We start from the raw sequence: 23,275 nt of genomic DNA, 5'->3' as shown, positions 1-23,275 counted from the left end.
GGCGTTGCGGAAAACACAGCGATTTGATAACCAACTATGCGGACGGTGAAGGCAGGAGAGGGTTTCCACTCGTCCTTTCCGAGCGTGATCAATATCCCGGCCCATCGGTCGGCAAGAAAGAAAGAAGCGGCGCTATGGCGGAACGTTCTCAAAACCTGCAGGATCTTTTTCTCAATACGGTCCGCAAGCAGAAAATCTCCCTCACGATCTTCCTGATCAACGGTGTCAAACTGACCGGCGTTGTCACATCCTTTGACAATTTCTGCGTCCTGTTGCGCCGGGACGGGCATTCCCAGCTCGTCTACAAGCATGCCATCTCGACCATTATGCCCGGACAGCCGATGCAGATGTTCGAAAGCGAAGAAAATGCAGCCTGAGTGAGCCCAGACGGGGCGCTTTGCGCCCCGGACTGTTGAATTCCGGTGCTGTTCGTCCCATCTGATGGGATCATCGGCGTTGAAGTTGCCGCTGCCGACAGGGTCGTTTCACGAGGTGGCACTGGTCGAGCCTCCTCAATTTCATCCGTGCGATACCCTGTTCAGGCGCCTGCAGCTTCCGCTAGGCCGCGCCTGCGATTGCGAAGGACGACTGACATTACCACCCGCGACACATCCAACGAATCGCTTGTTCCCGAAGCCGAGATGCACCGCGACGACATGCGCGCCGTCGTGATTGTGCCCGTGCTGAAACATCATCGCCCGGCGCAAAGCATACAGAGCGAGGGTGGAATTCCGACACCCCGCCGCTCCGACGAAGCGCGCCTGGAAGAGGCCTGCGGGCTTGCCCGAGCCATCGATCTCACCATTGCTCAAGGAATGATCGTCACCGTCAGTCAGCCGCGTCCGGCAACCCTGATCGGTACCGGCAAGATGGACGAAATCAAGGCGCTGCTCGATCAGCATGATGCCGGACTGGTGATTGTCGATCATCCGCTGACACCGGTTCAGCAGCGCAATCTCGAAAAGGAATGGAACGCCAAAGTCGTCGATCGGACGGGCCTTATCCTCGAAATCTTCGGCCGCCGCGCCTCCACCAAGGAAGGCACGCTGCAGGTTGATCTGGCGCATCTCAACTATCAGAAGGGCCGTCTGGTTCGCAGTTGGACCCACTTGGAACGCCAGCGCGGTGGTGCGGGCTTCATGGGCGGTCCCGGCGAGACCCAGATCGAGGCTGACCGGCGGCAATTGCAGGACCGGATCATCAAGCTGGAGCGGGAACTGGAGCAGGTGGTGCGCACACGCCAGCTGCACCGGGCCAAGCGCCGCAAGGTGCCGCATCCGATCGTGGCACTGGTCGGCTATACCAATGCCGGCAAGTCTACCCTGTTCAACCGCATCACCGGTGCCGGCGTTCTGGCCGAAGACATGCTGTTTGCCACGCTTGATCCGACGCTGCGCCGCATGAAGCTGCCGCATGGCCGCACCGTCATCCTCTCGGATACGGTCGGCTTTATTTCGGATCTCCCCACGCATCTTGTGGCTGCCTTCCGCGCCACGTTGGAAGAAGTGCTGGAAGCCGATCTGGTGCTGCATGTGCGCGACATGTCCGACCCTGATAACGCGGCGCAATCCGCCGATGTGCTGCGCATTCTGGATGATCTGGGCATCGGCGAGAAGGAGCGCGACGAGCGCATCATCGAGATCTGGAACAAGATGGACCGGCTGGAGCCGGAAGCGCATGAGGCGATCGCCGAAAAGGCCGCAAGCCGCAAGAATGTAATGGCGGTTTCGGCTATCACGGGCGAGGGCGTCGATGTGCTGCTCGATGAGATTTCCAGCCGCCTGTCCGGCGTCCTGACCGAAGTAACCATCATCGTGCCGCCGCAAAAGCTGGCTCTGGTCTCGTGGATCTATGACAATGCGCTGGTGGATGGCCGCGAGGACCGTGAAGACGGCTCCGTTGCCTTTGATCTGCGGCTTACGGAACAGCAGACGCAGGCGCTGGAGCGCAAGCTCGGTGTGTTGACGGTGGCCGAAAAGGAAGACTGGGAGCGTTGAGGGGCGGAGACGCCGGTCAACCTAGTCGATATCTCTGGATGCAGATCGCCAGGGGTTGATCGTTGCAACACCCGCCGCCTTGAAGGCGCCTTCGTCGCGCGTGGCTACCGTATAGCCATGTGCAGCGGCGATGGCAGCGATATAGCCATCAGGCGTCGGGAACCCCTGTCCGGCTGATCGCGCCGCCGCCGCCATTTCGCCATAGAGCCTGGCTGCCGCTGCATCAAAAGCCAGTATTCGTCCGTCAAATACCGCGAGTATCGTCTCGCATGCTTCTGAAAGCTTGGTCTTGCGACGTCCATCCGGCAGGCAGGCCACCCCGAACAGCATTTCCGCCATGGTGACGCTGGATAGATAGAGCGTTTCGGAAGCCTGTTGATCAAGCCAGGCGACAACCTCTGGCGCGGGCGCCGGCCTCATGGGCTCGGACAGAACATTGGTGTCGAGAAGGATCATTCGAAGTCCAGCGGCTTTGCGGGTACTCCCTCGCCAACTGGGCGCAAAGCCGCCACGTCGTGGTCTGTCAAGCCTATGCTCCGACCCAGTTGACTGAGAAACGTTCCAATTTTTAGCCTGTCGTCTGGTCGGACTGCGGCGTCCAGAATATCGCGGATTTCCGCCTCTGTGCTGCGGCCGTTGTGGCTGGCGCGCGCCTTGAGAGCGCGGTGGGTAGCTTCAGACAGGTTGCGAATCGTGACCGCTGGCATGACGAAGTATCCTTCGATGTTGCGCTATCAATTTAGGCGATGTGATATCATTTCGCAACTATTGTATCCATCACTCCTCAACCTTCGCTGCCTGCCAGAAGGCCTCCATCTGCTCCAAGGTCGCGTCTTGCAGCGTCACGCCCAGCTCTTCCAGGGAGGTTTCGATATGCTTGAACCTGCGTCGAAACTTGGTGTTCGTGCCGCGCAGCGCCTGTTCGGGATCGGCCTTCACATGGCGGCCGATATTGACCAGCGCGAAGATAAGGTCACCCAGTTCATCCTTTACCCGGTGTGCCTGGCCGCCCTCTAGCGCCTCGCGCAGTTCCCCGATTTCCTCTTCGATCTTGTCGAGGATCGGTTCAGCGTCTGACCAGTCGAAGCCGACTTTTGCGGCGCGCTCCTGAAGTTTCAGGGCTTCAGTCAGCGCCGGCTGGCTTCTATGGACGGACCCCAGATAGCCTTCCTTGAAATCCTGCGTATTGCCACGCCGGGCACGGCGCTCGGCCCGCTCGCGTTTTTCCGCCGCCTTGATCTCATCCCATTGCAGCTTGACGGCATCCGGCGTCGAAACATCTGAGCGGGCAAACACATGCGGATGACGGCGGATCATCTTGGTCATCACCGCCTCCACCACATCGGCGAAGGAAAACTCGCCGGCCTCGGATGCCATCTGCGCATGGAAGACCACCTGGAACAGAAGGTCGCCCAGCTCGTCTTTCAGGTCGTCCATGTCGTTTCGCTCGATGGCATCGGCCACCTCATAGGCCTCTTCGATCGTGTAGGGCTTGATCGTCTGAAATGTCTGCTCGACATCCCAGGGGCAGCCGGTCTTGCGGTCGCGAAGCGCCGCCATCAGATCGAGAAGGCGCGAAATTTCCTTGGAGGGCTGCATGCCGCCGTTTCCTTGCAATATGGGGGATTTTGGATCAGCCGAGAGGGATATTGTTGCCGCTCTTGCTGGCCTGATAGGTGTCCGACAGGCCGTTATAGCGCAACTTCAATTTTGCGATGCGTTCCTTCAGCGGCGCTCGCGCGGTCTCTTCTTCCGCATCGGCAAGGTCTGCAATGGCATAGGAGTGCCAGAAGGCATTTTGCCGGCGATAGCCACCTGGCCCGAGATCGAAGACTTCCTTCAGGATCTTCAGATCATGCGGAATGGCAAAGGCATCGCGCGAATCCTCGTGGCTGAAGAAATAGTAAAAATTGTCGAAGCCCGCCCAGGTAATCGCCGACATGCACATGGTGCAGGGCTCATGGGTTGATAGAAAGATCAGGTCGCGTGTGTTCGGTTTTTCGCCCAGTTCATAAAAGCGCTTCAGCGTGTGCACTTCGCCGTGCCAGAGCGGATTTTCCAGCTCGTTATTGGTATCGGCAACAACCAGAGATAGATCCGATTTGCGCAGGATCGCTGCACCAAACACCTTGTTGCCTGCGGCGACGCCTTTGGCCGTCAGCGGAATGATGTCATGCTCGATGACGTCGAGCAGGCGGGAGGCAATGGTCGTTCCGGTCACGGCGCTTTCCTTGGGGTTGCTGCAAGGCCTCTATCATAGGCACGCAGGCGAAATGGCAAAAGCATTTTCAAGCAGCTGCTGCAATGCGATGTGGATGGCAGGGCCGGGAGACCGGTGAGGGTGCATTTTCTGCCTACAAGCGCTGTACAGGAACAGAAATACGCCCGTTGATGAAACGGGGGATTAGCGTTTCTTCTATAGGCTGCGCGGCTCTGCCATAATGGATGTAGAATGGACTTCGTAGAGTCGATATGGCGCTCCGACGGACCGAAAAAGACGATGGGACTTGCAACATGACAGACAAGGTTCTGACCGCCAACCGCCTGAGCGATGGCATTGCCGTCTGGCTGGATGCCGCAGGCACTTGGAACGAGCGCCTGCAGGATGCGCTGGTGGCGCGCCACGCTGAGGCCATTGCTTCGCTGGAAGCCATCGGCAAGCGTGATTTTTCCGCCAATCTCGTGGTTGACGTCAATATCGTCGAAGTGGAAGAGGTGAACGGTAGTCTTCGCCCGCTTCGCCTGCGTGAGCGCATTCGTGCGGCCGGTCCGACCATGGAATATGCCAGCGGCTTTGCGGTCGCCGATCCTGCCTTCATCGCTGCCTGAGGATAACATGTATCGTTACGACGAGTTCGACCACGCTTTTGTCGCTGCCCGCGTGGACCAGTTCCGCGACCAGGTGACGCGCCGCCTGTCCGGCGAACTGGCGGAAGATGCCTTCAAGCCGCTGCGCCTGATGAACGGCGTCTATCTGCAGCTGCATGCCTATATGCTGCGCGTTGCCATTCCCTATGGCACGCTGAATGGCCGCCAGATGCGGATGCTGGCGCATATCGCCCGCAAATATGACCGCGGCTACGGCCATTTTACCACGCGCCAGAATATCCAATATAACTGGCCAAAGCTCTCCGATACGCCGGATATCCTGGCGGAACTGGCAAGCGTTGAAATGCATGCGCTGCAGACCTCCGGTAACTGTATTCGCAACGTGACCGCCGACCATTTTGCCGGCGCTGCTGCTGATGAGGTGGCCGATCCGCGGCCTTACGCGGAAATCCTGCGCCAGTGGTCCTCGGTCCATCCGGAATTTTCCTATCTGCCGCGCAAGTTCAAGATTGCCGTGACCGGTGCCGAGCGCGACCGTGCTGCCATCCAGGTGCATGATATCGGTCTGCATCTGAAAAAGAACGACAAGGGCGAGATCGGCTTTGCCGTCTATGTCGGCGGTGGCCAGGGCCGCACGCCAATGGTGGCAAAGAAGCTGCGCGACTTCCTGCCGGAAGAGGATCTTCTGTCCTATACGACGGCGATCATGCGTGTTTACAACCTGCATGGCCGGCGCGACAACAAGTACAAGGCGCGTATCAAGATTCTCGTGCACGAAACCGGCGCCGAAGAACTGGCTCGCCAGGTTGATGCGGAATTTGCGCATCTCCAGGGCAGCGAACTAAAACTGCCTGAAGCCGATATCCAGGCAATTTCCGCCTATTTCGCGCCGCCCGCCTTGGGTGATCGTCCGGAAGGCTGGGCGCAGCTGGCCGGCTGGAAAAAGGCCGATGCCGAGTTTGCCCGTTGGGTGGACCAGAATGTCCAGCCGCACAGGCATCCCGATTACGGGATGGTGACCATATCCCTAAAGCCGATCGGCGGTATTCCGGGCGATGCCACGGATGTGCAGATGGATGCGATTGCCGAGATAGCCGAGGAATATGCCTTCGACGAGATCCGTATCAGTCATGAGCAGAATGTCATCCTGCCGCATGTGGCGCTGGCGGATCTGGAGCCGGTCTATCGGGCGCTGGTGGCGCAAGGTCTGGCAACGGCCAATGCCGGCTTGATCACCGATATCATTGCATGTCCCGGCTTGGACTATTGCGCACTGGCGAATGCCCGTTCGATCCCCGTGGCGCAGGAGCTTTCGACCCGCTTTGGCAATCCGGAGCGTCAGGCCGATATCGGCGAGCTGAAGATCAAGATCTCCGGCTGCATCAATGCCTGCGGCCACCACCATGTCGGTCATATCGGCCTGTTGGGCGTGGAAAAGAAAGGTGCCGAGCTTTACCAGATCACATTGGGCGGTTCCGGTGACGAACACACCTCGATTGGTGAAATCATCGGGCGGGGCTTCGAGCCCGACAAGGTGACGGATGCTGTCGAAAAGGTCGTTGATACCTATCTCGGTCTTCGCCTGTCAAAGGCAGAGACTTTCCTTGAAGCCTATCGTCGTGTCGGACCGCAGCCTTTCAAGGATGCGCTCTACGGCCAGACGGCAGCTGCGGCATAACGGGACACATCACGCACATGACACGCATCTGGAAAGAAACCGGCTTCATCGAGGGCGATCGCTGGATCATCGAGACGGACGAGATAAAGGCTGAGGGCCAGCAGCGCCCTTATCTGTCGATCGATCAGCTGATCGAACAGGCAGATGCCACCAATGAGGTCGGCTTCGGCGTCCTGATCAAACCCGCCGACGACGTGGCGCGGCTGGAGCTTTATCTCGACCGGCTGGCTCTGGTGGCAGTGCTGTTCCCGGCCTTCAGCGATGGACGCGGTTTCAGCCATGCCTCGCTCTTGCGTGAACGGCTTGGATATACGGGCGAGCTTCGCGCCGTGGGTGATGTGCTGATCGACCATGTGCCGCTGATGCTGCGCTGCGGCTTCGACAGCTTTGCTGTCAGCAATGCGACGGCGCTGAAGCGGCTGGCGGAAAATCGTCTGCCGGGCATCGATGTGCATTATCAGCCCACGGCGCGCGCGGCCAGAGACGGCGAGACCTATAGCTGGCGTCGCCGCTCCGCCTGAGCCCGTCGGGCGGCGGTGGCAGGCCATCGACGCCCGTTAAACTGGACTAAACGACACATATTTTCTGCCGCGACCGCGACATATGAACGCGCATGCCTTCAAAAGCGGTCGCGCATGGTATATTTCGCAATCGCGAGACAACACGAGAACAGAACGAGACGACGGAATGAACGCTCCAGCCAAGACCGAAGAGTTTGCCGCCAAGGCGCCTGCCGCCATTCCGGACGGCGTTTATGCCGAGACGGTCCTGGCCGTGGAGCATTACACAGATCATTTGTTCCGCTTTCGCATGACACGGCCGGCCGGCTACCGCTTCCGCTCCGGCGAATTTGCCATGATCGGTCTTATGGTTGGCGAAAAGCCGATCTACCGTGCCTATTCCATCGCGAGCCCATCCTGGGACGAAGAACTGGAATTCTTCTCGATCAAGGTGCCGGATGGCCCGCTGACCTCGCATCTGCAGAAAATCAAGCCTGGCGATACCGTGCTGATGCGCAAGAAGCCGACCGGCACGCTGGTTCTCGATGCGCTGACACCCGGCAAGCGGCTTTACATGTTTTCGACGGGCACCGGCATTGCGCCATTTGCCAGCCTCATCCGCGACCCGGAAACCTATGAAAAGTTCGAGGAAGTCATCCTCACCCATACCTGCCGCGAGATTGCCGAACTGAAATACGGTTTCGACCTGATGGAAGAGATCCGCAATCACGAATTTCTGGCCGAAATCGTCGGCACCAAGCTGAAGCATTATCCGACTGTGACCCGCGAGGCCTATTCCTATCAGGGCCGTATCACCGACCTCATGGAAAGCGGCAAGCTTTATACCGATCTCGGCGTTCCGCCGCTCGATCCGGCCATTGATCGCGCCATGATCTGCGGCTCGACAGCGATGCTGAAGGAAACCAAGGAACTCTTGGAAAAGGCTGGGCTGACCGAGGGCGCCAACAACAAGCCTGCCGAATTCGTCATTGAACGTGCATTTGTGGGGTGAGTTGAGACGGCGCAGCCGGCAAATCGCTCCAGTGGAGCGATTTGAGCAACGAACGCCCTGAGCCTCAAGCGAAGGGCCGGGAGCAGTTGGCGACGGCGCAGCCACGTATGGGATGCTGCATGGCTTGCCCATCAATAGACGACGTGTAAAACTGTGATTCTCACGCGTTTGGGGGGAATTGCGTATGCGCATGCTGTCAGTCTTGCTTGCAGCCCTAATTGGGTCTGCGTCCTATACGATGGCCGTGTCGGCGAAGGCCGATGAACAACTTGTCATAGAGAACAAGACGAAGGGCATGATTGTGCGGTTCTATGCCCAGCCGGCCAATGGCAAGGGGCAGAAAGTCGAGCTTTTCAAGAAGCGCGGCCTGGGTAGTGGCAAGTCGCGCACCGTATCGATCCCGGTTGTGGGCGATAATTGCCTTGTTCAGATCCGTGCCGAATTCGAGGAAGCGGACGAAACCCAGGGCTATGAGAGCTTTAGTGAAAAGCTGAATGTTTGTGAGATCGGAACCTACACGATCGAATAGGCAATTTTCTTTAGCCGGATCATGAATTATTATTCTCCGGCTAACGGTATTAGTCTTTCTTGATGCTCGCCAGCACATCCCAGAGATCTGCGCCGGTCTCGAAGACGCTGGCATTTGCCTTGAACGCCAGCTCGGATTCGATCAGTCCTGTCATGTCATCGAGGGGGTCTGGCTGTGTGGGCGTGCTGGACGCCTCGACACTTGCTGTGACACCACCGTTTGCGGTGGTCTGGAACTGGGTGGAGAGGGGGGCATATCCACTGCTGTTGATATTGGCGATATTGTTTGCCGTGGCAGACACCCGCGTGATTTGTGCCTGCATGCCCGACAATGCGGTGTTGGCTACGGCGTTCAGCATCGTTGTTTCCCGTCCCTCTCCAGGCAAATCTGCCTGTTACCCTCTATAGCGTGAAATGACCGGGTCTGCCTGTCTTGAGCATGAGGATGGCTGACAAGCGGTAAATGGTTGTGGCGGGGGAAGTGTTTGCAGTGAGGCCAATGATGCTTCCCCTCGCGATCCGGCAGCATGCCGTTGTTGTATTGAGTGCGATTTCACCCTTAAGTTTTACCTCTTGGTAACCGAACAATGCACAAATAGGGAATGATGGTCGAAGTAAAACGGCCTGCCAATTCATGCCTTTTGCAAGAGAAGGAAGCTTTCATGTTTGCTCGCAAGAAGACACTCGATGAGCAGATTGCGGAGTTCATTTTCAGGAAATCACCGGATGCCTATTGGGTGATGGACGCCGACAAGGTGATTGCATGCAATGAGGCCATGGCCCGGATGATCGGCACGACCGTCGAGAAGGCGATAGGCTTGCATCCGCTTCAGTTTTCCATTGAAAAGCAGCCAAGTGGCCTGCCGTCGCAGGAGGCTATCAAGCCCATGCTCGCAGAGATCGGTGCCAAGGGATTATCGCGTTTCGAATGGTGGGTGCAGAGCCTGGATGGCAAGGTTTTCCCTGTCTATGCCACGCTCATAGCTGCCGAAATTGCCGGCCAGCGACTGATGGTCTGCTTCTGGCAGGACATTGCCACCATGGTCGCCTTGCGTGAAAAGCAGCAGCGCCTGAACGACGAGGCCGAGCAGCTTTCGCGTGTTCAGCAGGCGACGATCCAGTCCATTTCGCAAGGCCTTCAGCATCTGGCGGATGGAGATCTGAGTTTTCGCATAGAGCAACCCCTTGGTGAAGGGTTCGATGATCTGCGCCAGAGCTTCAATGCATCCGCTGAACGCCTGAGCAGGACGATCGGGCAGATCTACGGCACGACGCAGGCGATTGATTCCGGCACGCAGGAAATTGCCACGAGTGCCAACGACCTCTCCACAAGAACCGAGCGTCAGGCCGCGTCGCTGGAGGAGACCGCAGCAGCGCTCGAGCAGATCACCGCCAATGTGAGTTCATCCACCCGCAAGACGGAAGAGGCCCGCAAGGTTGCCCAGGCTGCGGCCGTTAGCGCCAAGGAAAGCGCCGAGGTCGTCACCCAGGCCGAGGGCGCCATGCAGCGGATCGAGCAGGCCAGCCAGAAGATTTCCAACATTATCGGGGTGATCGATCAGATCGCCTTCCAGACCAATTTGCTCGCGCTGAATGCAGGCGTTGAAGCAGCGCGCGCCGGAGAGGCGGGCAAGGGCTTTGCTGTCGTGGCGCAGGAAGTGCGGGAACTGGCGCAGCGTTCCGCCCAGGCGGCCAAGGAAATCGCGTCGCTGATCCACAATTCGTCTGTCGAGGTGGATGAGGGTGTGCGGCTGGTGCGTGACAATGGCGCCTCGCTGAAGACGATCATTGAGCATATCCACGCCATCAACCAGCACATGGAAGCGATTTTCAGTTCCGCCCGCGAGCAGGCGACGGGACTGTCCGAGATCAATGTCGCGGTCAATCATATGGACCAGACGACGCAGCAGAATGCAGCAGTGGCGGAGGAATCGACCGCTGCGGCGGCAGCTCTGGCGCAGGAAGCTGCAGGCCTGCGGGCATTGGTCTCGCAGTTCAAGACTGCAGAACTGGATAGCCGTCGCACCCGGTCGCGGATGTCGCACGCGGCCTGATCCCGCTGGGAACGACGGTGCGAGCTTCCACGCCAGAGACCAGTTCGCTTCTGGTCGGTCGATGGAAGCCGCTGTCTGCTGGCGTGTTGCCGGCGCTACGCCGGCATGGCCTGGTTCAGGGGGTGACGGTAAACGACGCCTTCATGCCGGCTTCGAAATGACCCTTGATATTGCAGAGTAGTAGATAGCTGCCCGGTGTCAGCGAGACGGAAAGCTGGCCGTCCTTGCCGGGCTTCAGGTCGGCCACTTCACCAAGGCTCTTGAGTTTCGATTCGTCCACCCGGTGCTTGGCCGCGTTGACGGCGATCATCTGATCGGCGGATTTCAGCTTTACCAGCACCATTTCATGCTCTTCGGAGGCTGCATGATTGTGAACCTTGAAGGTAACCTGGCCAGCCGGCACCGTGGTCTTGTCCAGCGTGATGGTCATCGGGCCACCGCCTTCTCCATCTTCCGCCACCATGACTGTGGTGCTGGCAGCAAAGGCCTGTGACGAGAGAAGCAGCGAAAAAGCAACGAAAGTGGAGTAACGAAAGCGACGTGCCATTGGGAATCTCCTTGATGTGACCCGATGCGCTTCTCGGCTTCCTAGCTGACAGCCGGCTGAATGCGGCGGTGGCATTGGATGGATCAATCAAGGGATGGGGCGCAAGTCCGTCCCACCCCCGGCAGGCCGGGGATGGGATCAGGCTTTGCTATTCGGCAGCCTCGGCATAGGCTTCCATCGGCGGGCAGGTGCACACCAGGTTACGGTCGCCATAGACATTGTCGATGCGGTTGACCGGCGACCAATATTTGTCGACGCGGAACGAGCCGGGCGGGAAGCAGGCTTGCTCGCGTGAATAGGGGCGGTCCCATTCGCCCACCAGATCTTCCACCGTGTGCGGCGCATTTTTGAGCGGGTTGTTTTCCCTGTCCATGCGGCCCTCCTCGATGGCGCGGGCTTCCTCGCGGATTGCCAGCATGGCATCGCAGAAACGGTCGATTTCCGCCTTGGTTTCCGATTCGGTCGGCTCGATCATCAGCGTGCCGGCCACCGGCCAGCTCATGGTCGGTGCGTGGAAGCCGCAATCGACGAGGCGCTTGGCCACATCATCGACCGTTACGCCGGCGGACACGGCCAGCGGTCGAGTGTCGATGATGCATTCATGCGCCACCCGGCCAGCGGCCGACTTGTAGAGCACGTCATAGGCGCCGGCTAGACGGGCTGCGATATAATTGGCATTGAGGATCGCAACCTTCGTCGCCTGCGTCAGGCCTTCACCGCCCATCATCAGGCAGTAGGACCAGCTGATCGGCAGGATCGACGGCGAGCCGAAGGGCGCTGCCGACACAGCCCCATCGCGTCCATCCGTCGCCACATGGCCGGGAAGATGCTTTGCCAGATGCGCCTTGACGCCGATCGGGCCCATGCCGGGACCACCACCGCCATGGGGAATGCAGAAGGTCTTGTGCAGGTTAAGGTGGCTGACATCCGAGCCGATATCGCCCGGCCGCGACAGGCCGACCATGGCGTTCATATTGGCGCCATCGAGATAGACCTGGCCACCATGCTGATGGGTGATGGCGCAGATCTCGCTTACCGTTTCCTCAAACACGCCATGTGTCGAGGGATAGGTGATCATGCAGGCCGCAAGATTGGCGGAATGTGCTTCAGCCTTGGCGCGGAAATCATCAAGATCCACATCGCCATTATCCTTGGCCTTCACGGGCACCACCTTCATGCCGACCATCTGGGCAGATGCCGGATTGGTGCCATGCGCGGAGGTCGGGATCAGGCAGACATCGCGATGCGCATTGCCCTCGGCAATATGATAGTTGCGGATGGTCAGAAGCCCGGCATATTCGCCCTGCGCACCGGAATTCGGCTGCATGGAGATCGCATCATAGCCGGTGATCTGGCAGAGTTTCGCGGAGAGATCCTCGATCATTTCCTTGTAACCCAGCGCCTGGTCCGCTGGGCAGAACGGGTGCATGTCGGCAAATTCCGGCCAGGTGATCGGCAGCATTTCCGCCGTGGCGTTGAGCTTCATCGTGCAGGAGCCGAGCGGGATCATGGCCCGATCGAGCGCCAGATCACGATCCGACAGCCGGCGGATATAGCGGGTCATCTCGCTTTCAGCGCGGTTCATATGGAAAATCGGATGCGTCATATAGGGCGAGGTGCGCAACAGATCCTTCGGCAGGCGGTAATCGGCTTCGAAATCGGACACCTGGAAAGTGCCGCCGAAGGCCCGCCAGACCGCTTCCAGCGTCACCGGTCGGGTGCGCTCATCCAGCGACAGGCCGATCTTCGTCGTGCCAACCTTGCGAAGGTTCACACCTTCGGCAATGGCGGCTTTGAGGATCAGGCCCTGCATATGGCCAACCTCGACCGTGATCGTATCGAAGAAGGTCTCCGGCTCAACCTTGTAGCCGAGCTTTTCCAGGCCCTTGGCCATCAGAACGGCCTTGCGGTGAACCTGCTGGGCAATCGCCTTCAGGCCTTCCGGCCCATGGAAGACGCCGTACATGGAGGCCATGACCGCCAGCAGCACCTGTGCGGTGCAGATGTTGGAGGTCGCCTTTTCGCGGCGGATATGCTGTTCGCGGGTCTGCAGCGACAGGCGATAGGCGCGATTGCCGCGCGCATCGACCGACACGCCGACGAGACGGCCGGGCATGGAGCGCTTGTGCGCATCCTTGACCGCCATGAAGGCGGCATGCGGACCGCCATAGCCCATCGGTACGCCAAAGCGTTGCGAGGAACCGATGGCAATATCGGCGCCCATTTCACCAGGTGATTTCAGAAGCGTCAGCGCCAGAAGATCGGCTGCGACGGCGGCCACCGCACCCGTCTGGTGCAGGCGGGCAATCAGGCCGGAAAAATCATGCGCATGGCCCAGGCTGCCGGGATACTGGAAAATGGCGCCAAACACATCGACGGGATCGAGATCGGTAAACGGATTGCCGATGACGACGCTCCAGCCGAGCGGCGCTGCGCGCGTTTCGATGAGCGCAATCGTCTGCGGATGGCAGGCTTCATCGACGAAGAAGGCGGTCGCCTTGGATTTTGCCTGGCGCTGGCAAAGCGCCATGGCTTCGGCGGCAGCGGTTGCCTCATCCAGAAGCGAGGCATTGGCGACGTCCAGACCGGTGAGATCGCAGATCATCGTCTGGAAGTTCAGCAGAGCTTCAAGACGACCCTGGCTGATTTCCGGTTGATAGGGCGTATAGGCCGTGTACCAGGCGGGATTTTCCAGAATGTTGCGCTGAATGACCGGCGGTGTGATCGTGCCATAATAGCCCTGGCCGATCAGCGAGGTAAGCGGCTGGTTCTTGTTGGCGGTCTCGCGCATCCGGTCGAGCGCTTCGCGTTCGGTGAGTGCCGCACCCCAGGCGAGCGGCTCGCGCTGGCGGATGGTGGACGGCACCGTTGCATCGATCAGCGCATCGAGTGACCGGTAGCCAACCACTTTCAGCATCTCCGCCATTTCAGACGGCGAGGGGCCGATATGCCGACGATTGGCAAAATCGTAAGGCTGGTAATCGGTGAAATGGAAATCGCGTGTGTCGGACATCAGGCGACCAGCTCCTTGTAAGCGGCCTCATCCATCAGCTCATCGGCGTCGGCGATATTGGCGAGCCTCAGCTTGAAGAACCAGCCCTTGCCCTGCGGATCGGAATTGACGAGCGAGGGATCGGTGGTGACAGCTTCGTTGATCTCGACGATTTCGCCGGCCAGCGGACAATAGACGTCAGACGCCGCCTTGACGCTTTCCACGGTGGCGGCTTCGCCATTCTTGTCGAATGTCGCGCCAACCTCGGGCAGTTCAACAAAGACCAGATCACCGAGCTGGTCTGCGGCATGTTGCGTGATGCCGACCGTTGCGACATCGCCGTCGAGCTTCAGCCATTCGTGTTCTGCGGTGAATTTCAGCATGGGAGGTCCTCTTTGATCTGATGAAAAGGCGTAATTGGCTTTGCCGGGCAGGCGCCCCCCCCTCTGTCCTGCCGGACATCTCCCCCTCAAGGGGGGAGATCGGCAAGTCGGTGGCGGATTGCCTCTCGGCAACGTTCGTGACGATCGACCCTGGATTGATGAGAGATACGATGATGCGAGCGGCTGCATCCCTGATCTCCCCCCTTGAGGGGGAGATGTCCGGCAGGACAGAGGGGGGTGTTGCAAACGCAAGCATTCGAGACTTATCTCTTATACGTCGGCGTGATGAAGGGCAGGGCGGCAACGGCAAGCGGCAGGTATTTGCCGCGCACCTCGGCAAAAATCGGTGTGCCCGGTGCTGCAAAGGCGGTTGGCACATAACCCATGGCAACCGGGCCCTCGATCGACGGGCCGAACGTGCCGGATGTGACTTCGCCAATCTCCGTCTGGCCCTCGGCATCGGCATAGAGCTTTGCATGGGCGCGCACCGGCGCCTTGCCCTCGGGCTTCAGGCCAACGCGGCGGCGTACCGTGCCGCCGGCCAGTTCCGCAAGTATGCGGGCCGCACCGGGAAAGCCGCCTTCACGCTCGCCGCCTTGACGGCGCACCTTCTGGATTGCCCATTCCAGCGAGGCTTCGATGGGGGAGGTGGTCGTGTCGATATCATTGCCATAGAGGCAGAGCCCGGCTTCGAGCCTCAGCGAATCGCGCGCGCCAAGGCCGATCGCCTCGCAATCCTCATGGGCGAGCAGCGCCTTGGCGAGATCTTCTGCCTTTTCGGACGGCACCGAGATTTCAAAGCCATCCTCGCCAGAGTAACCGGAGCGCGAGACGATGCAGGTGACGCCCGAAAGCGTGACATCGCGCACGTCCATGAACTTCATCGCCGCCACGTCGGGATTGAGCGTGGCAAGCACGGTAACGGCTGCCGGTCCCTGAAGGGCAATCAGCGCCCGATCTTCGAGCGGTGTAACCGTACAGCCGGGCAGATGGGCCCGCATATGGGCGATATCGGCGCTCTTGCAGCCGGCATTGACGACGACGAAGAGATGATCGCCACGATTGGCAAGCATCAGGTCGTCGAGAATGTTGCCGGCGTCATCGGTGAAGAAACCGTAGCGCTGGCGGCCGGGCTTCAGCCCCAGAATATCCACCGGCACCAGCGCCTCCAGCGCCAGTGCTGCATCGGCATAAGCGCCGGTATCGGCCTTTACCAGAACCTGGCCCATATGGGAGACGTCGAAAAGTCCGGCTTTGGCGCGGGTATGAAGGTGTTCCTTCAGGACGCCGGCTGGATATTGCACCGGCATGTCATAGCCGGCAAACGGCACCATGCGGGCGCCGAGCGACACATGCAGGGCATGCAAAGGCGTCGTGTGGAGAGGGCCGGTATCGGTCAAGAAAACCTCCAGGTCTGTGCGAAACTATCCGCACGGGTGCTCAGTATCTGGCGTTTTCACGCCGTTTCATGAGCCCCCTCTGTCCTTTGCGCCTGAGATTGTTATCCCTTCGGCGAGCCTTCATCGCATGTTTCGAAGGCTTCTCTCCAGAGTCCTGTTCATCCTGCTGGTCCTTTTGCCTGAGAGTTTCCGGGGCGGTTGCTCCTTCGGCGCCGCATCGAAGCGGTTTCTCCCAGCGGGATGGCGCTCATTATGGGCGAGGACCTTGTCTTGGCAAGAGACAAATGTCGCATTCGGCGACAAATCTGTCGCGCTGCAACAGACCGCTGTGGATGGTTCGAAAACGAGAGCTGCGACAAACAGGCTTTTGCACCGTCAGCCATTCTCGGTTATGTCTGGAAACAGGGTGGGAAAAGTGCATATGCGTGGAATGGGAATAAGAGCGGGAAGGCTTGCGCGCATGCTCTGCGCGGTGGTGGTTCTGTCGCTCGGTCTTGCCCATCATGCGCCGCCCGTTGTGGATCTTGCCGGTCATTTCGCGAATGAATACCGGCTGCCGGACGGCAGTTATGCCGAACTCTGTGCCACTCCTCACGATAATCGCAGCCATCAGATCGTGCCTGTCTGCGAGGTCTGCCTGATCTGCGCATCGGCGCTTCTGCCGCCGCCGGAAGACGGCCATTGGCTGTTGGCATCAAGACAGGCGCTCGAGAACAATCTGCGCCAACCGTCAGCCGTTGCAGAAAAGCGCGCCATTCCTGCTCCGCGATCGCGCGCACCTCCCATTCTCACCTGATGTGACCGTAACCCATCAATGAGACTGGCGGCTGAAGGCTAGAGAGTGCCTTGCCGCAGGAGGAACAGACAATGAAGACGATCCGGATTTTTCTGGCAGCCGGTACTGCCGCTGTTATTACGGCAAGCGCTGCGAATGCGCATGTAACCTTCGTCAATGGCACTGCAAAGCCTGACGCCACCGTGGTCTTGCAATTGCAGGTTCCGCATGGTTGCGCCGGCAAGCCGACGAATGAAGTGCAGGTGAAGCTGCCGGCTGGCTTTTATGGCGCAAAGCCGCAGCCCAAACCCGGCTGGGATCTCGAAGTCATCAAGGGCGATTATGCCAAGCCCTATGATAATCACGGCCAGAGCGTTACATCCGGCGTGCTGGAAATCCGCTGGAAGAACGGCAGTCTCTCGGATGATTTCTACGACACCTTTGCCATACAGGGCAAAATTGCCGGTGTCGCGGAAGGCTCGGTTCTGGCCTTTCCGACGATCCAGCTCTGCGGCAGCGATACGGAAAAATGGGATGAAGTGGCCGGCCCCGGCATTGATCCGCATTCCTTGAAGGATCCGGCACCCACCTTAAAGGTTTCAGCCGGCATGGTCATGGCAGCAACTGATCATGACATGTCGATGATGACGATGAAGGCCGAAGCGATGAAGCCCGCCGTCATCGGCTCGCTCAGCGTGTCTGCCGGTATCGTCAAGGCCATGCTGCCCGGCCAACCGGTCGGCGGCGGATATCTGACCATTGCCAATTCAGGCACCGCCGATGACCGGCTTGTCTCGGTGACATCGCCGCAGGCAGGCGAGGTCGAACTCCATGAAATGGTCATGGCGGGTGATGTGATGAAGATGCGCAAGCTCGATGCAGGTATTCCCGTGCCCGCCGGCCAGACGGTCGAGCTGAAGCCGGGCGGATTGCACCTAATGTTCATGAAGGTGAAGACACCGTTCAAGGCGGGCGATACGGTTGCCGCAACCCTGGTGTTTGAAAAGGCGGGCAAGGTGGATGTGGTCCTGCCGGTCGGCGAGGCCGCCGGCGCCAAGGATGCGCATGTCCATAACTGACAGCTGATTTGACGCGGTGATCCGGCGCTTCGACACGAAGCGCCGGTGCCAGAGACAGGATCAGATTTCCTTATAGGCCTCTTCGGCATAGCGCATGCTGGTATGCTGCTGCTGCCTGCCGTTCTGACCGGCGGTTATGTCGAAGGACAGAGGAACCGCGGGGATCAATCCCTCCACATCCGTGACCTGGCCACCCACAAGTCGCTGCGCATTGCGGTCGCTGTCCACGCGGGCGTCGCGAGCCTGGTCTGCTGCGGCAATGCGACGTGGGGGCTTCACCGCCTCCATCGCATAGGCGGCCGTCTGGGCCGAAACTGAAACCACTTGTGTCATGACACGCACCATCTCCTTCGATAAAGGAGGATAGGCTGTAACGGCTTTGATGGGTGTTAAGCCATTTCCTACAGTTTTAACGATGCCGGTTTTTAGAAAGAGGCTTGGTGTTTTAATGATGAACGTTCTGCTTGTGGCCGTTGGCGGCGCTGTCGGATCCGTCTGCCGCTATCTGACGGGCCTGTGGATGACGCGAATTTTCGGCCCGGCCTTTCCCTGGGGAACGCTGACGGTCAATCTTGTCGGTTCCTTTGCCATCGGCTTTCTGACGGAACTTGTTGCCCGAAAGCTCAACGCTTCCATGGAGATGCGGCTTTTGATCGTGGTCGGGTTTCTCGGTGGTTTCACCACCTTTTCCTCCTTCTCGCTGGATACGATGGCCTTGCTGGAGCGCGAAGCGACACTGGCCGCCATCTCCTATGTTCTCCTTAGCGTCATCCTCTCGCTGCTGGCCGCATTTGGCGGCCTCGCGCTCGGTCGGGCGGTGCTTTGAGCCGCCATTTGGCATTTCTCTTTCCCTTCCGCGTCGAAATCATCTAAAGGCAGGGCTTAATGGGCTTTGAGCCCCCTCCAAGATGAGAGATATTTATGGCAGGCATCGAGCATATCCGCGTCGAAGCGGATGAAGCTGGCATGCGCCTCGACCGTTGGTTCAAGGTGCATTATCCGGGACTGGGCTTCGGGCCGCTGCAAAAGCTGCTGCGTTCGGGCCAGGTGCGCGTGGATGGCGGACGGGTGAAATCAGACGCTCGCGTCCAGCCCGGCCAGGTCGTTCGAGTGCCGCCCATGGATGTCGATGCCCGCAAGACTGGACCGATTGCCGGTAAGGATCTCAAGCATTCGAGCGATTTCGAGCTCGTCTCACGCATGATCCTGCATGAAGACGACAAGGTGATCATCCTCAACAAGCCGGCAGGCCTTGCGGTGCAGGGCGGATCAGGTGTTACGCGCCATATCGATCAGATGCTGGAGGCCTTCATCAGCCCCAAGGGCGAAAAGCCACGCCTCGTGCACCGTCTTGACCGCGATACGACCGGCGTTCTGGTGATTGCGCGCACACGCGGCGCTGCCCAGAAGCTGACGGCTGCTTTTCGCGAGCGCGACACCAAAAAAACCTACTGGGCGCTGGTCAAGGGTGTGCCGCGCAAGCATGAAGACAAGATTTCCACCTGGCTGGTGAAGGAAACGACGCCGGACGGCGACCGCATGCGCATTGCGCGCCATGGCGAAGACGGTGCAGATCATGCCGTCTCCTACTACCGTGTGGTGGATACGGCGGCGCAAAACCTCGCCTGGCTGGAAATGGAACCCTATACCGGCCGCACCCATCAGCTGCGCGTGCATGCGCTGCATATCGGCCACCCGATTATCGGCGATCCGAAATATTTCGACGAAGACCACAATTGGGATTTTCCGGGCGGCGTACAGAAGCGTCTGCACCTGCATGCCCGCCATATCGATATTCCGCATCCGGCCGGCGGTCGCCTGCGCATCACGGCACCTTTGCCGCCGCATATGGTACAGACCTGGAACCTGCTCGGCCTTGATCAGGCGGACGGGATCGGGGAAGACAATTGAGATGAAGCTGGTTCTCTTCGATTGCGACGGCACGCTGGTCGACAGCGCCAAGCTCATCCATGAGGTCATGTGCCGGACGTTTGCACATTTCGGCTATCAGCGGCCGGAACTGTCGCAGACGAAAGCCATTATCGGCCTGACGCTCGACATCGCGATTGCCCGCATTCAGGGCAAGCTGCATGCCGATGAGGAGGCAGTGCAAATGATGGCCTTCTACAAGTCCATCTTTATCGAAACCCGTGCAGAAGGCGGTTTCGAAGAGCCGCTTTTCGATGGCATCCGGCCCGTGATGGAGGCCATCGGCCCGCGCGAGGATCTGCGGATCGGCGCCGTCACCGGCAAATCGCGGCGCGGCCTGAACCTCATCCTCGACAGCCACGGTTTTCGCCCCTGGTTCATCGTAGGGCGCACCGCCGATGACTGCCCGTCCAAGCCGCATCCGGCCATGGTGACGGAATGCTGCGACGAGACGGGCATGCGCCCGGAAGACACACTTGTCATCGGCGATGCCATTTACGATATGCAAATGGCAAAGGCGGCCGGTGCCACGGCAATCGGCGTGTCCTGGGGCTATGCCTCGGTCGATCAACTGATTGCGGCGGGCGCTGATGCGATCGTCCATCACCCGAGAGAACTTTTGAGCCATATCGGCTGAGGACTTCTGCATGAGCGAACTTTTCGACCTGTCTCTGCATAGCGGCGAAGCTGGCCTCAGCCATCCCGATCCGACGCGCCGCGCGCAGATCCAGATGCACAAGCCGCTGCCCAAGCGGTTTTATGCCGAGGTGAGTATTGCCGAGGGTGCCGAAGGCTTTGCCATCCAGTTGGATGGCCGCAGCGTCAAGACGCCGGCACGCAATACGCTTGCCGTGCCGACCGCAAAGCTTGCCGAGATCATTCGCGCCGAATGGGCGGCACAGGTCGAGGTGATCGATCCCGGCAGCATGCCGGTCACGCGGCTTGTGAATACCGCCATCGACGGCATTGCCGGCAATACGCAGGCGGTGTTTGACGATATCCTGCGCTATAGCGGCAGCGACATGCTGTGCTACCGCGCCGATCAGCCGGAACAATTGGTGGCGCGCCAGGCGGAGCGCTGGGACCCGGTTCTGGACTGGGCGGCGCAAAACCATGGTGCACGGTTCATTCTGGTTGAAGGCGTGATGCCAAAGGAACAGCCCGCCGAGGCAGCCCTGGCGCTTGGCCGGGTGCTTTCGAAATATGACCATCATCTGGAACTTGCAGCACTGCACACGGTCACGACGCTGACCGGCTCAGCGCTTCTGGCTATCGCCTATGCCGAAGGCTTTCTCACCGCCGACGAGGCTTGGGCGCTGGCCCATCTTGACGAGGACTGGACGAACGAGCACTGGGGCCTAGACCTCGAGGCCGAGGCGCGTCGTGCCAAGCGTCTGATCGAGTTGCAGTCTGCAGTTGCCGTTTTCGAAGCGCTGGAGCGCGGTACTTAACCGAATTCTAACCGTGTTTTGTGATGATCGGGGAAAATATCCCGGTGGTCCATGCACGCCTCATCGCTTCGTTTGTCTGTAGCCCTCATTGCCCTGCTGACGCTCAGCGGCTTTCGCATGGCATCGGGCGAACGACAGTCGGATCCCCAGCTTCTCTACGACGTGCGCGGTGCCTTTGTCAGCGCCCGTCCGGATGTCTCCCGCCGGCTGGTGGCCGATACGGACAGGCTTGTCGATGATGCGATCCGCGCCACGTTCCGGCAGAAATCACTGCCGCGCACCGTTCTCACCATCCGTATCGTCGAGACCGGCTATCTGCCGCTGATCCTTGGCGGACGCTTTCGCGCCAAGGTGACGGTAGAAGCCACCGCAGTCGGCAATGGCGAGAAAATAGCCACCGGTACATTTGCGGTCTCGACCTTTGCGCTCGATCAGGCCTATGCCGACCGTATCCTGGCGCTGCGCATAGCCGAGCGCGTCTCAATGGAGTTCCGGTTGCAGGATGCCGGCCCCTCGACGCTGGCCACGGCGCTGTTTCCTTGAGGGGATGGGCTGTTGGCCATCCCCAGCGGCCTTCATCGCCCCGTCATCTTTCTCCTGTCAAACGTGAGCCACCTTCGCTTTTGTCAAGAATGCGCTAGTTTCGCTCCGGCGCGGCGCAAAGACGATCGGCGTCGTGGAGAGGAGACTGTTTTCCATGAGCTATGTTTTGAAATTTGCTGCGGCCGTGAGCCTTGTCTGTCCCCTTGTGGCGCAGGCTGCCGACAACCGCATAGACATGATTCGCCCTGACGCGCCGGAGCTTGCCGCGCTGGGCGCCCATCAGGTCGGCGTGCGCACTATCACGCTCAGCTCGCCAGACCAGATCGACATTCTGAAGGTGGAGGCTGACAAGGCGCCGCCGCGCTATGAGCGTCCGCTCACGGTCGAAGTCTGGTATCCCGCAACTGTCAATGCGCCGGGCGGGGAATACCGCACCTTCCTGCGTGACGGCAAGACAGAGGTGAACCTTGCCGGGCGAGCCGTGCGCGATGCTGCACCGGAAAAGGCGGGACAGAGCTTTCCGCTGATCATTCTGTCGCATGGCTATCCGGGCAACCGCTATCTCCTGGCGCCTCTGGGAGAGAATCTCGCCAGCAAGGGCTATGTCGTTGCCTCGATCGATCACACCGACAGCACCTATAATGACCGCGCAGCCTTTGGTAGCACGCTCGTCAACCGTCCGCTCGATCAGCGCGCGGTGCTGGATGAGATCGCACGTCTTGGTACGCAGAAGGACAGTTTCCTCGAAGGCATGGTCGATGTGTCAAACACCGGCCTGATTGGCTATTCCATGGGCGGCTATGGCGCGATGATCACGGCAGGCGCCGGCGTCACGGAAAAAGCGGTCTCCGCCGAATGGAGCGCACCGGCCGGCACGCTTGCCATGCACCAGGCCGGCTCAGAAACTCACGCCGCGCTGTTTGATCCGCGGTTCAAGGCAATCATCGCCATCGCGCCCTGGGGTATGCAGCGCGGCATGTGGGACGAGAAGGGCCTTGGCGAAATCAAGGTGCCGATCTTCTTCATGGCCGGCAGCGTCGATGATGTGTCGGATTATGGAAAAGGCATCCGCCCGCTGTTTGAGGGCGCAAAGCCGGTCGAGCGCTATCTTCTGACGTTTGATCACGCCAACCACAATGCGGCAGCGCCCATGCCGGCGCCGGTGGAAAGCTACAAGGTCAGCGACACGCTGGGCTATGCGGCCTTCGACCATTATGCCGATTCTGTCTGGGATACGGTGCGGATGAACAATATCGCCCAGCATTTTGCCAGTGCCTGGTTCGATCTGAAGCTGAAGAACGATGCGGAGAAGGGCAAATATCTCGATCTTGTCGAGGATTCGGAAAAAGGCGTATGGGCTGCCAACAAGGACGGAACATTCAAGCCGGAGCATAGCTACTGGACCGGCTTCAAGAATCGCACGGCCAAGGGCCTGAAGCTGGAACACAGACTGGCTGAATAAGGGAGGCTTCCTTGATCCACTGGTCCGTCCACGCGGCGGACCGGTGGGTCGTTTCATAAGAACCAGCGCGCGACATCAACGAGTTGTGATGTGCGGGGAGTTCAGTTGATTGCAAT

Annotated in this window: 26 protein-coding genes and 1 riboswitch; of the genes, 16 read left to right on the top strand and 10 right to left on the bottom strand. The window is 59.6% G+C overall.

The annotated features are described in order from the left end of the window. Positions 1 to 134 precede the first annotated feature (134 nt). Positions 135 to 377, top strand: coding sequence for an RNA chaperone Hfq (hfq, locus tag E8M77_RS01690; protein WP_037155370.1), 243 nt, complete (start codon positions 135 to 137; stop codon positions 375 to 377). 264 nt (positions 378 to 641) lie between these two features. Next, positions 642 to 1,997, top strand: coding sequence for a GTPase HflX (gene hflX, locus E8M77_RS01685; protein ID WP_137128917.1), 1,356 nt, complete (start codon positions 642 to 644; stop codon positions 1,995 to 1,997). A gap of 21 nt (positions 1,998 to 2,018) precedes the next feature. On the opposite strand, the gene E8M77_RS01680 is transcribed toward hflX, so the two are convergent. From E8M77_RS01680 to E8M77_RS01665, 4 genes are all read right to left on the bottom strand, one after another. Continuing rightward, positions 2,019 to 2,453, bottom strand: a complete 435-nt coding sequence (locus E8M77_RS01680; protein WP_137128880.1) for a type II toxin-antitoxin system VapC family toxin — start codon at positions 2,451 to 2,453, stop codon at positions 2,019 to 2,021. Next, positions 2,450 to 2,704: a plasmid stabilization protein gene (locus tag E8M77_RS01675; protein WP_137128879.1), complete on the bottom strand. Its 255-nt coding sequence runs from the start codon at positions 2,702 to 2,704 to the stop codon at positions 2,450 to 2,452. The genes E8M77_RS01680 and E8M77_RS01675 overlap by 4 nt, the downstream gene beginning before the upstream one ends. Positions 2,705 to 2,774: 70 nt before the next feature. After that, positions 2,775 to 3,596, bottom strand: a complete 822-nt coding sequence (gene mazG / locus E8M77_RS01670; protein ID WP_137128878.1) for a nucleoside triphosphate pyrophosphohydrolase — start codon at positions 3,594 to 3,596, stop codon at positions 2,775 to 2,777. A gap of 34 nt (positions 3,597 to 3,630) precedes the next feature. Further along, positions 3,631 to 4,218, bottom strand: a complete 588-nt coding sequence (locus tag E8M77_RS01665) for a nucleoside deaminase (protein ID WP_137128877.1) — start codon at positions 4,216 to 4,218, stop codon at positions 3,631 to 3,633. A 293-nt stretch (positions 4,219 to 4,511) separates the two neighbouring features. Between E8M77_RS01665 and E8M77_RS01660 the strand changes: the two genes are divergently transcribed. The 5 genes from E8M77_RS01660 to E8M77_RS01640 all read left to right on the top strand — a co-directional run bounded on the left by E8M77_RS01660 (position 4,512) and on the right by E8M77_RS01640 (position 8,545). Continuing rightward, positions 4,512 to 4,826 (top strand): DUF2849 domain-containing protein, encoded by a 315-nt coding sequence (locus E8M77_RS01660; RefSeq protein ID WP_137128876.1) that lies wholly within the window; start codon positions 4,512 to 4,514, stop codon positions 4,824 to 4,826. 7 nt (positions 4,827 to 4,833) lie between these two features. Then, positions 4,834 to 6,504, top strand: a complete 1,671-nt coding sequence (locus E8M77_RS01655) for a nitrite/sulfite reductase (RefSeq protein WP_137128875.1) — start codon at positions 4,834 to 4,836, stop codon at positions 6,502 to 6,504. A gap of 17 nt (positions 6,505 to 6,521) precedes the next feature. Then, positions 6,522 to 7,025, top strand: coding sequence for a DUF934 domain-containing protein (locus E8M77_RS01650; protein ID WP_137128874.1), 504 nt, complete (start codon positions 6,522 to 6,524; stop codon positions 7,023 to 7,025). A gap of 166 nt (positions 7,026 to 7,191) precedes the next feature. Continuing rightward, the gene (locus E8M77_RS01645) at positions 7,192 to 8,016 is read left to right on the top strand and encodes a ferredoxin--NADP reductase (RefSeq protein ID WP_137128873.1); all 825 of its coding nucleotides are present in this window, start codon (positions 7,192 to 7,194) and stop codon (positions 8,014 to 8,016) included. Positions 8,017 to 8,200: 184 nt separating this feature from the next. Beyond that, positions 8,201 to 8,545 (top strand): hypothetical protein, encoded by a 345-nt coding sequence (locus tag E8M77_RS01640; RefSeq protein WP_137128872.1) that lies wholly within the window; start codon positions 8,201 to 8,203, stop codon positions 8,543 to 8,545. Between the two features lie 49 nt (positions 8,546 to 8,594). On the opposite strand, the gene E8M77_RS01635 is transcribed toward E8M77_RS01640, so the two are convergent. Continuing rightward, positions 8,595 to 8,903 carry a flagellar basal body protein gene (locus E8M77_RS01635; RefSeq protein ID WP_137128871.1) on the bottom strand — a complete coding sequence of 103 codons (309 nt, stop codon included), beginning with the start codon at positions 8,901 to 8,903 and terminating at the stop codon, positions 8,595 to 8,597. Between the two features lie 303 nt (positions 8,904 to 9,206). On the opposite strand from E8M77_RS01635, the gene E8M77_RS01630 reads away from it, so the two are divergent. Beyond that, positions 9,207 to 10,598 (top strand): methyl-accepting chemotaxis protein, encoded by a 1,392-nt coding sequence (locus tag E8M77_RS01630; protein ID WP_205910445.1) that lies wholly within the window; start codon positions 9,207 to 9,209, stop codon positions 10,596 to 10,598. Positions 10,599 to 10,713: 115 nt separating this feature from the next. On the opposite strand, the gene E8M77_RS01625 is transcribed toward E8M77_RS01630, so the two are convergent. The 4 genes from E8M77_RS01625 to gcvT all read right to left on the bottom strand — a co-directional run bounded on the left by E8M77_RS01625 (position 10,714) and on the right by gcvT (position 15,920). Then, the gene (locus E8M77_RS01625) at positions 10,714 to 11,145 is read right to left on the bottom strand and encodes a cupredoxin domain-containing protein (protein ID WP_137128869.1); all 432 of its coding nucleotides are present in this window, start codon (positions 11,143 to 11,145) and stop codon (positions 10,714 to 10,716) included. Positions 11,146 to 11,293: 148 nt separating this feature from the next. Further along, positions 11,294 to 14,158: an aminomethyl-transferring glycine dehydrogenase gene (gcvP, locus tag E8M77_RS01620; RefSeq protein WP_137128868.1), complete on the bottom strand. Its 2,865-nt coding sequence runs from the start codon at positions 14,156 to 14,158 to the stop codon at positions 11,294 to 11,296. Beyond that, a complete protein-coding gene (gene gcvH / locus E8M77_RS01615; protein ID WP_137128867.1) occupies positions 14,158 to 14,520 on the bottom strand; it encodes a glycine cleavage system protein GcvH in 363 nt (120 codons plus the stop codon). The genes gcvP and gcvH overlap by 1 nt, the downstream gene beginning before the upstream one ends. A 263-nt stretch (positions 14,521 to 14,783) precedes the next feature. Then, positions 14,784 to 15,920: a glycine cleavage system aminomethyltransferase GcvT gene (gcvT, locus tag E8M77_RS01605; RefSeq protein WP_137128866.1), complete on the bottom strand. Its 1,137-nt coding sequence runs from the start codon at positions 15,918 to 15,920 to the stop codon at positions 14,784 to 14,786. 157 nt (positions 15,921 to 16,077) lie between these two features. Further along, positions 16,078 to 16,165: riboswitch (glycine riboswitch) on the bottom strand. 176 nt (positions 16,166 to 16,341) lie between these two features. On the opposite strand from gcvT, the gene E8M77_RS01600 reads away from it, so the two are divergent. Next, positions 16,342 to 16,716 carry a hypothetical protein gene (locus tag E8M77_RS01600; protein ID WP_137128865.1) on the top strand — a complete coding sequence of 125 codons (375 nt, stop codon included), beginning with the start codon at positions 16,342 to 16,344 and terminating at the stop codon, positions 16,714 to 16,716. A 71-nt stretch (positions 16,717 to 16,787) separates the two neighbouring features. Further along, a complete protein-coding gene (locus E8M77_RS01595; RefSeq protein ID WP_137128864.1) occupies positions 16,788 to 17,774 on the top strand; it encodes a copper chaperone PCu(A)C in 987 nt (328 codons plus the stop codon). Between the two features lie 60 nt (positions 17,775 to 17,834). Here the strand turns inward: E8M77_RS01595 and E8M77_RS01590 are convergent, their stop codons facing one another. Then, positions 17,835 to 18,107: a hypothetical protein gene (locus E8M77_RS01590; RefSeq protein ID WP_137128863.1), complete on the bottom strand. Its 273-nt coding sequence runs from the start codon at positions 18,105 to 18,107 to the stop codon at positions 17,835 to 17,837. A gap of 115 nt (positions 18,108 to 18,222) precedes the next feature. Here E8M77_RS01590 and crcB point away from each other — a divergent pair, with 115 nt between their 5' ends. The 6 genes from crcB to E8M77_RS01560 all read left to right on the top strand — a co-directional run bounded on the left by crcB (position 18,223) and on the right by E8M77_RS01560 (position 23,159). After that, complete coding sequence (crcB, locus tag E8M77_RS01585; protein ID WP_137128862.1) at positions 18,223 to 18,600, top strand: fluoride efflux transporter CrcB; 378 nt, start codon at positions 18,223 to 18,225, stop codon at positions 18,598 to 18,600. Positions 18,601 to 18,695: 95 nt separating this feature from the next. Continuing rightward, a complete protein-coding gene (locus E8M77_RS01580; protein ID WP_137128861.1) occupies positions 18,696 to 19,685 on the top strand; it encodes an RluA family pseudouridine synthase in 990 nt (329 codons plus the stop codon). 1 nt (position 19,686) lies between these two features. Then, a complete protein-coding gene (locus E8M77_RS01575; RefSeq protein WP_137128860.1) occupies positions 19,687 to 20,340 on the top strand; it encodes an HAD-IA family hydrolase in 654 nt (217 codons plus the stop codon). Positions 20,341 to 20,350: 10 nt separating this feature from the next. Further along, positions 20,351 to 21,154, top strand: a complete 804-nt coding sequence (locus E8M77_RS01570; RefSeq protein ID WP_137128859.1) for an ATP12 family chaperone protein — start codon at positions 20,351 to 20,353, stop codon at positions 21,152 to 21,154. Positions 21,155 to 21,205: 51 nt separating this feature from the next. Continuing rightward, positions 21,206 to 21,697 carry a hypothetical protein gene (locus E8M77_RS01565; protein ID WP_137128858.1) on the top strand — a complete coding sequence of 164 codons (492 nt, stop codon included), beginning with the start codon at positions 21,206 to 21,208 and terminating at the stop codon, positions 21,695 to 21,697. Between the two features lie 154 nt (positions 21,698 to 21,851). Then, positions 21,852 to 23,159 (top strand): dienelactone hydrolase, encoded by a 1,308-nt coding sequence (locus E8M77_RS01560; RefSeq protein WP_137128857.1) that lies wholly within the window; start codon positions 21,852 to 21,854, stop codon positions 23,157 to 23,159. The last annotated feature ends 116 nt before the right edge of the window (positions 23,160 to 23,275 follow it).

Origin of the sequence: Rhizobium sp. FY34, assembly GCF_005222845.1 — a bacterium.
GTDB lineage: Bacteria > Pseudomonadota > Alphaproteobacteria > Rhizobiales > Rhizobiaceae > Neorhizobium.
The sequence above is the reverse complement of the archived record's forward strand: the minus strand, read 5'-3'. Positions and strand labels throughout refer to the sequence as shown.

Coding starts and splice junctions, on each gene's coding strand:
- hfq (WP_037155370.1), top strand. CDS start 135: ATGGCGGAACGTTCTCAAAACCTGCAGGATCTTTTTCTCAATACGGTC.
- hflX (WP_137128917.1), top strand. CDS start 642: ATGCACCGCGACGACATGCGCGCCGTCGTGATTGTGCCCGTGCTGAAA.
- E8M77_RS01680 (WP_137128880.1), bottom strand. CDS start 2,453: ATGATCCTTCTCGACACCAATGTTCTGTCCGAGCCCATGAGGCCGGCG.
- E8M77_RS01675 (WP_137128879.1), bottom strand. CDS start 2,704: ATGCCAGCGGTCACGATTCGCAACCTGTCTGAAGCTACCCACCGCGCT.
- mazG (WP_137128878.1), bottom strand. CDS start 3,596: ATGCAGCCCTCCAAGGAAATTTCGCGCCTTCTCGATCTGATGGCGGCG.
- E8M77_RS01660 (WP_137128876.1), top strand. CDS start 4,512: ATGACAGACAAGGTTCTGACCGCCAACCGCCTGAGCGATGGCATTGCC.
- E8M77_RS01655 (WP_137128875.1), top strand. CDS start 4,834: ATGTATCGTTACGACGAGTTCGACCACGCTTTTGTCGCTGCCCGCGTG.
- E8M77_RS01650 (WP_137128874.1), top strand. CDS start 6,522: ATGACACGCATCTGGAAAGAAACCGGCTTCATCGAGGGCGATCGCTGG.
- E8M77_RS01645 (WP_137128873.1), top strand. CDS start 7,192: ATGAACGCTCCAGCCAAGACCGAAGAGTTTGCCGCCAAGGCGCCTGCC.
- E8M77_RS01640 (WP_137128872.1), top strand. CDS start 8,201: ATGCGCATGCTGTCAGTCTTGCTTGCAGCCCTAATTGGGTCTGCGTCC.
- E8M77_RS01635 (WP_137128871.1), bottom strand. CDS start 8,903: ATGCTGAACGCCGTAGCCAACACCGCATTGTCGGGCATGCAGGCACAA.
- E8M77_RS01630 (WP_205910445.1), top strand. CDS start 9,207: ATGTTTGCTCGCAAGAAGACACTCGATGAGCAGATTGCGGAGTTCATT.
- E8M77_RS01625 (WP_137128869.1), bottom strand. CDS start 11,145: ATGGCACGTCGCTTTCGTTACTCCACTTTCGTTGCTTTTTCGCTGCTT.
- gcvP (WP_137128868.1), bottom strand. CDS start 14,158: ATGTCCGACACACGCGATTTCCATTTCACCGATTACCAGCCTTACGAT.
- gcvH (WP_137128867.1), bottom strand. CDS start 14,520: ATGCTGAAATTCACCGCAGAACACGAATGGCTGAAGCTCGACGGCGAT.
- E8M77_RS01600 (WP_137128865.1), top strand. CDS start 16,342: ATGCGTGGAATGGGAATAAGAGCGGGAAGGCTTGCGCGCATGCTCTGC.
- E8M77_RS01595 (WP_137128864.1), top strand. CDS start 16,788: ATGAAGACGATCCGGATTTTTCTGGCAGCCGGTACTGCCGCTGTTATT.
- E8M77_RS01590 (WP_137128863.1), bottom strand. CDS start 18,107: ATGACACAAGTGGTTTCAGTTTCGGCCCAGACGGCCGCCTATGCGATG.
- crcB (WP_137128862.1), top strand. CDS start 18,223: ATGATGAACGTTCTGCTTGTGGCCGTTGGCGGCGCTGTCGGATCCGTC.
- E8M77_RS01580 (WP_137128861.1), top strand. CDS start 18,696: ATGGCAGGCATCGAGCATATCCGCGTCGAAGCGGATGAAGCTGGCATG.
- E8M77_RS01575 (WP_137128860.1), top strand. CDS start 19,687: ATGAAGCTGGTTCTCTTCGATTGCGACGGCACGCTGGTCGACAGCGCC.
- E8M77_RS01570 (WP_137128859.1), top strand. CDS start 20,351: ATGAGCGAACTTTTCGACCTGTCTCTGCATAGCGGCGAAGCTGGCCTC.
- E8M77_RS01565 (WP_137128858.1), top strand. CDS start 21,206: ATGCACGCCTCATCGCTTCGTTTGTCTGTAGCCCTCATTGCCCTGCTG.
- E8M77_RS01560 (WP_137128857.1), top strand. CDS start 21,852: ATGAGCTATGTTTTGAAATTTGCTGCGGCCGTGAGCCTTGTCTGTCCC.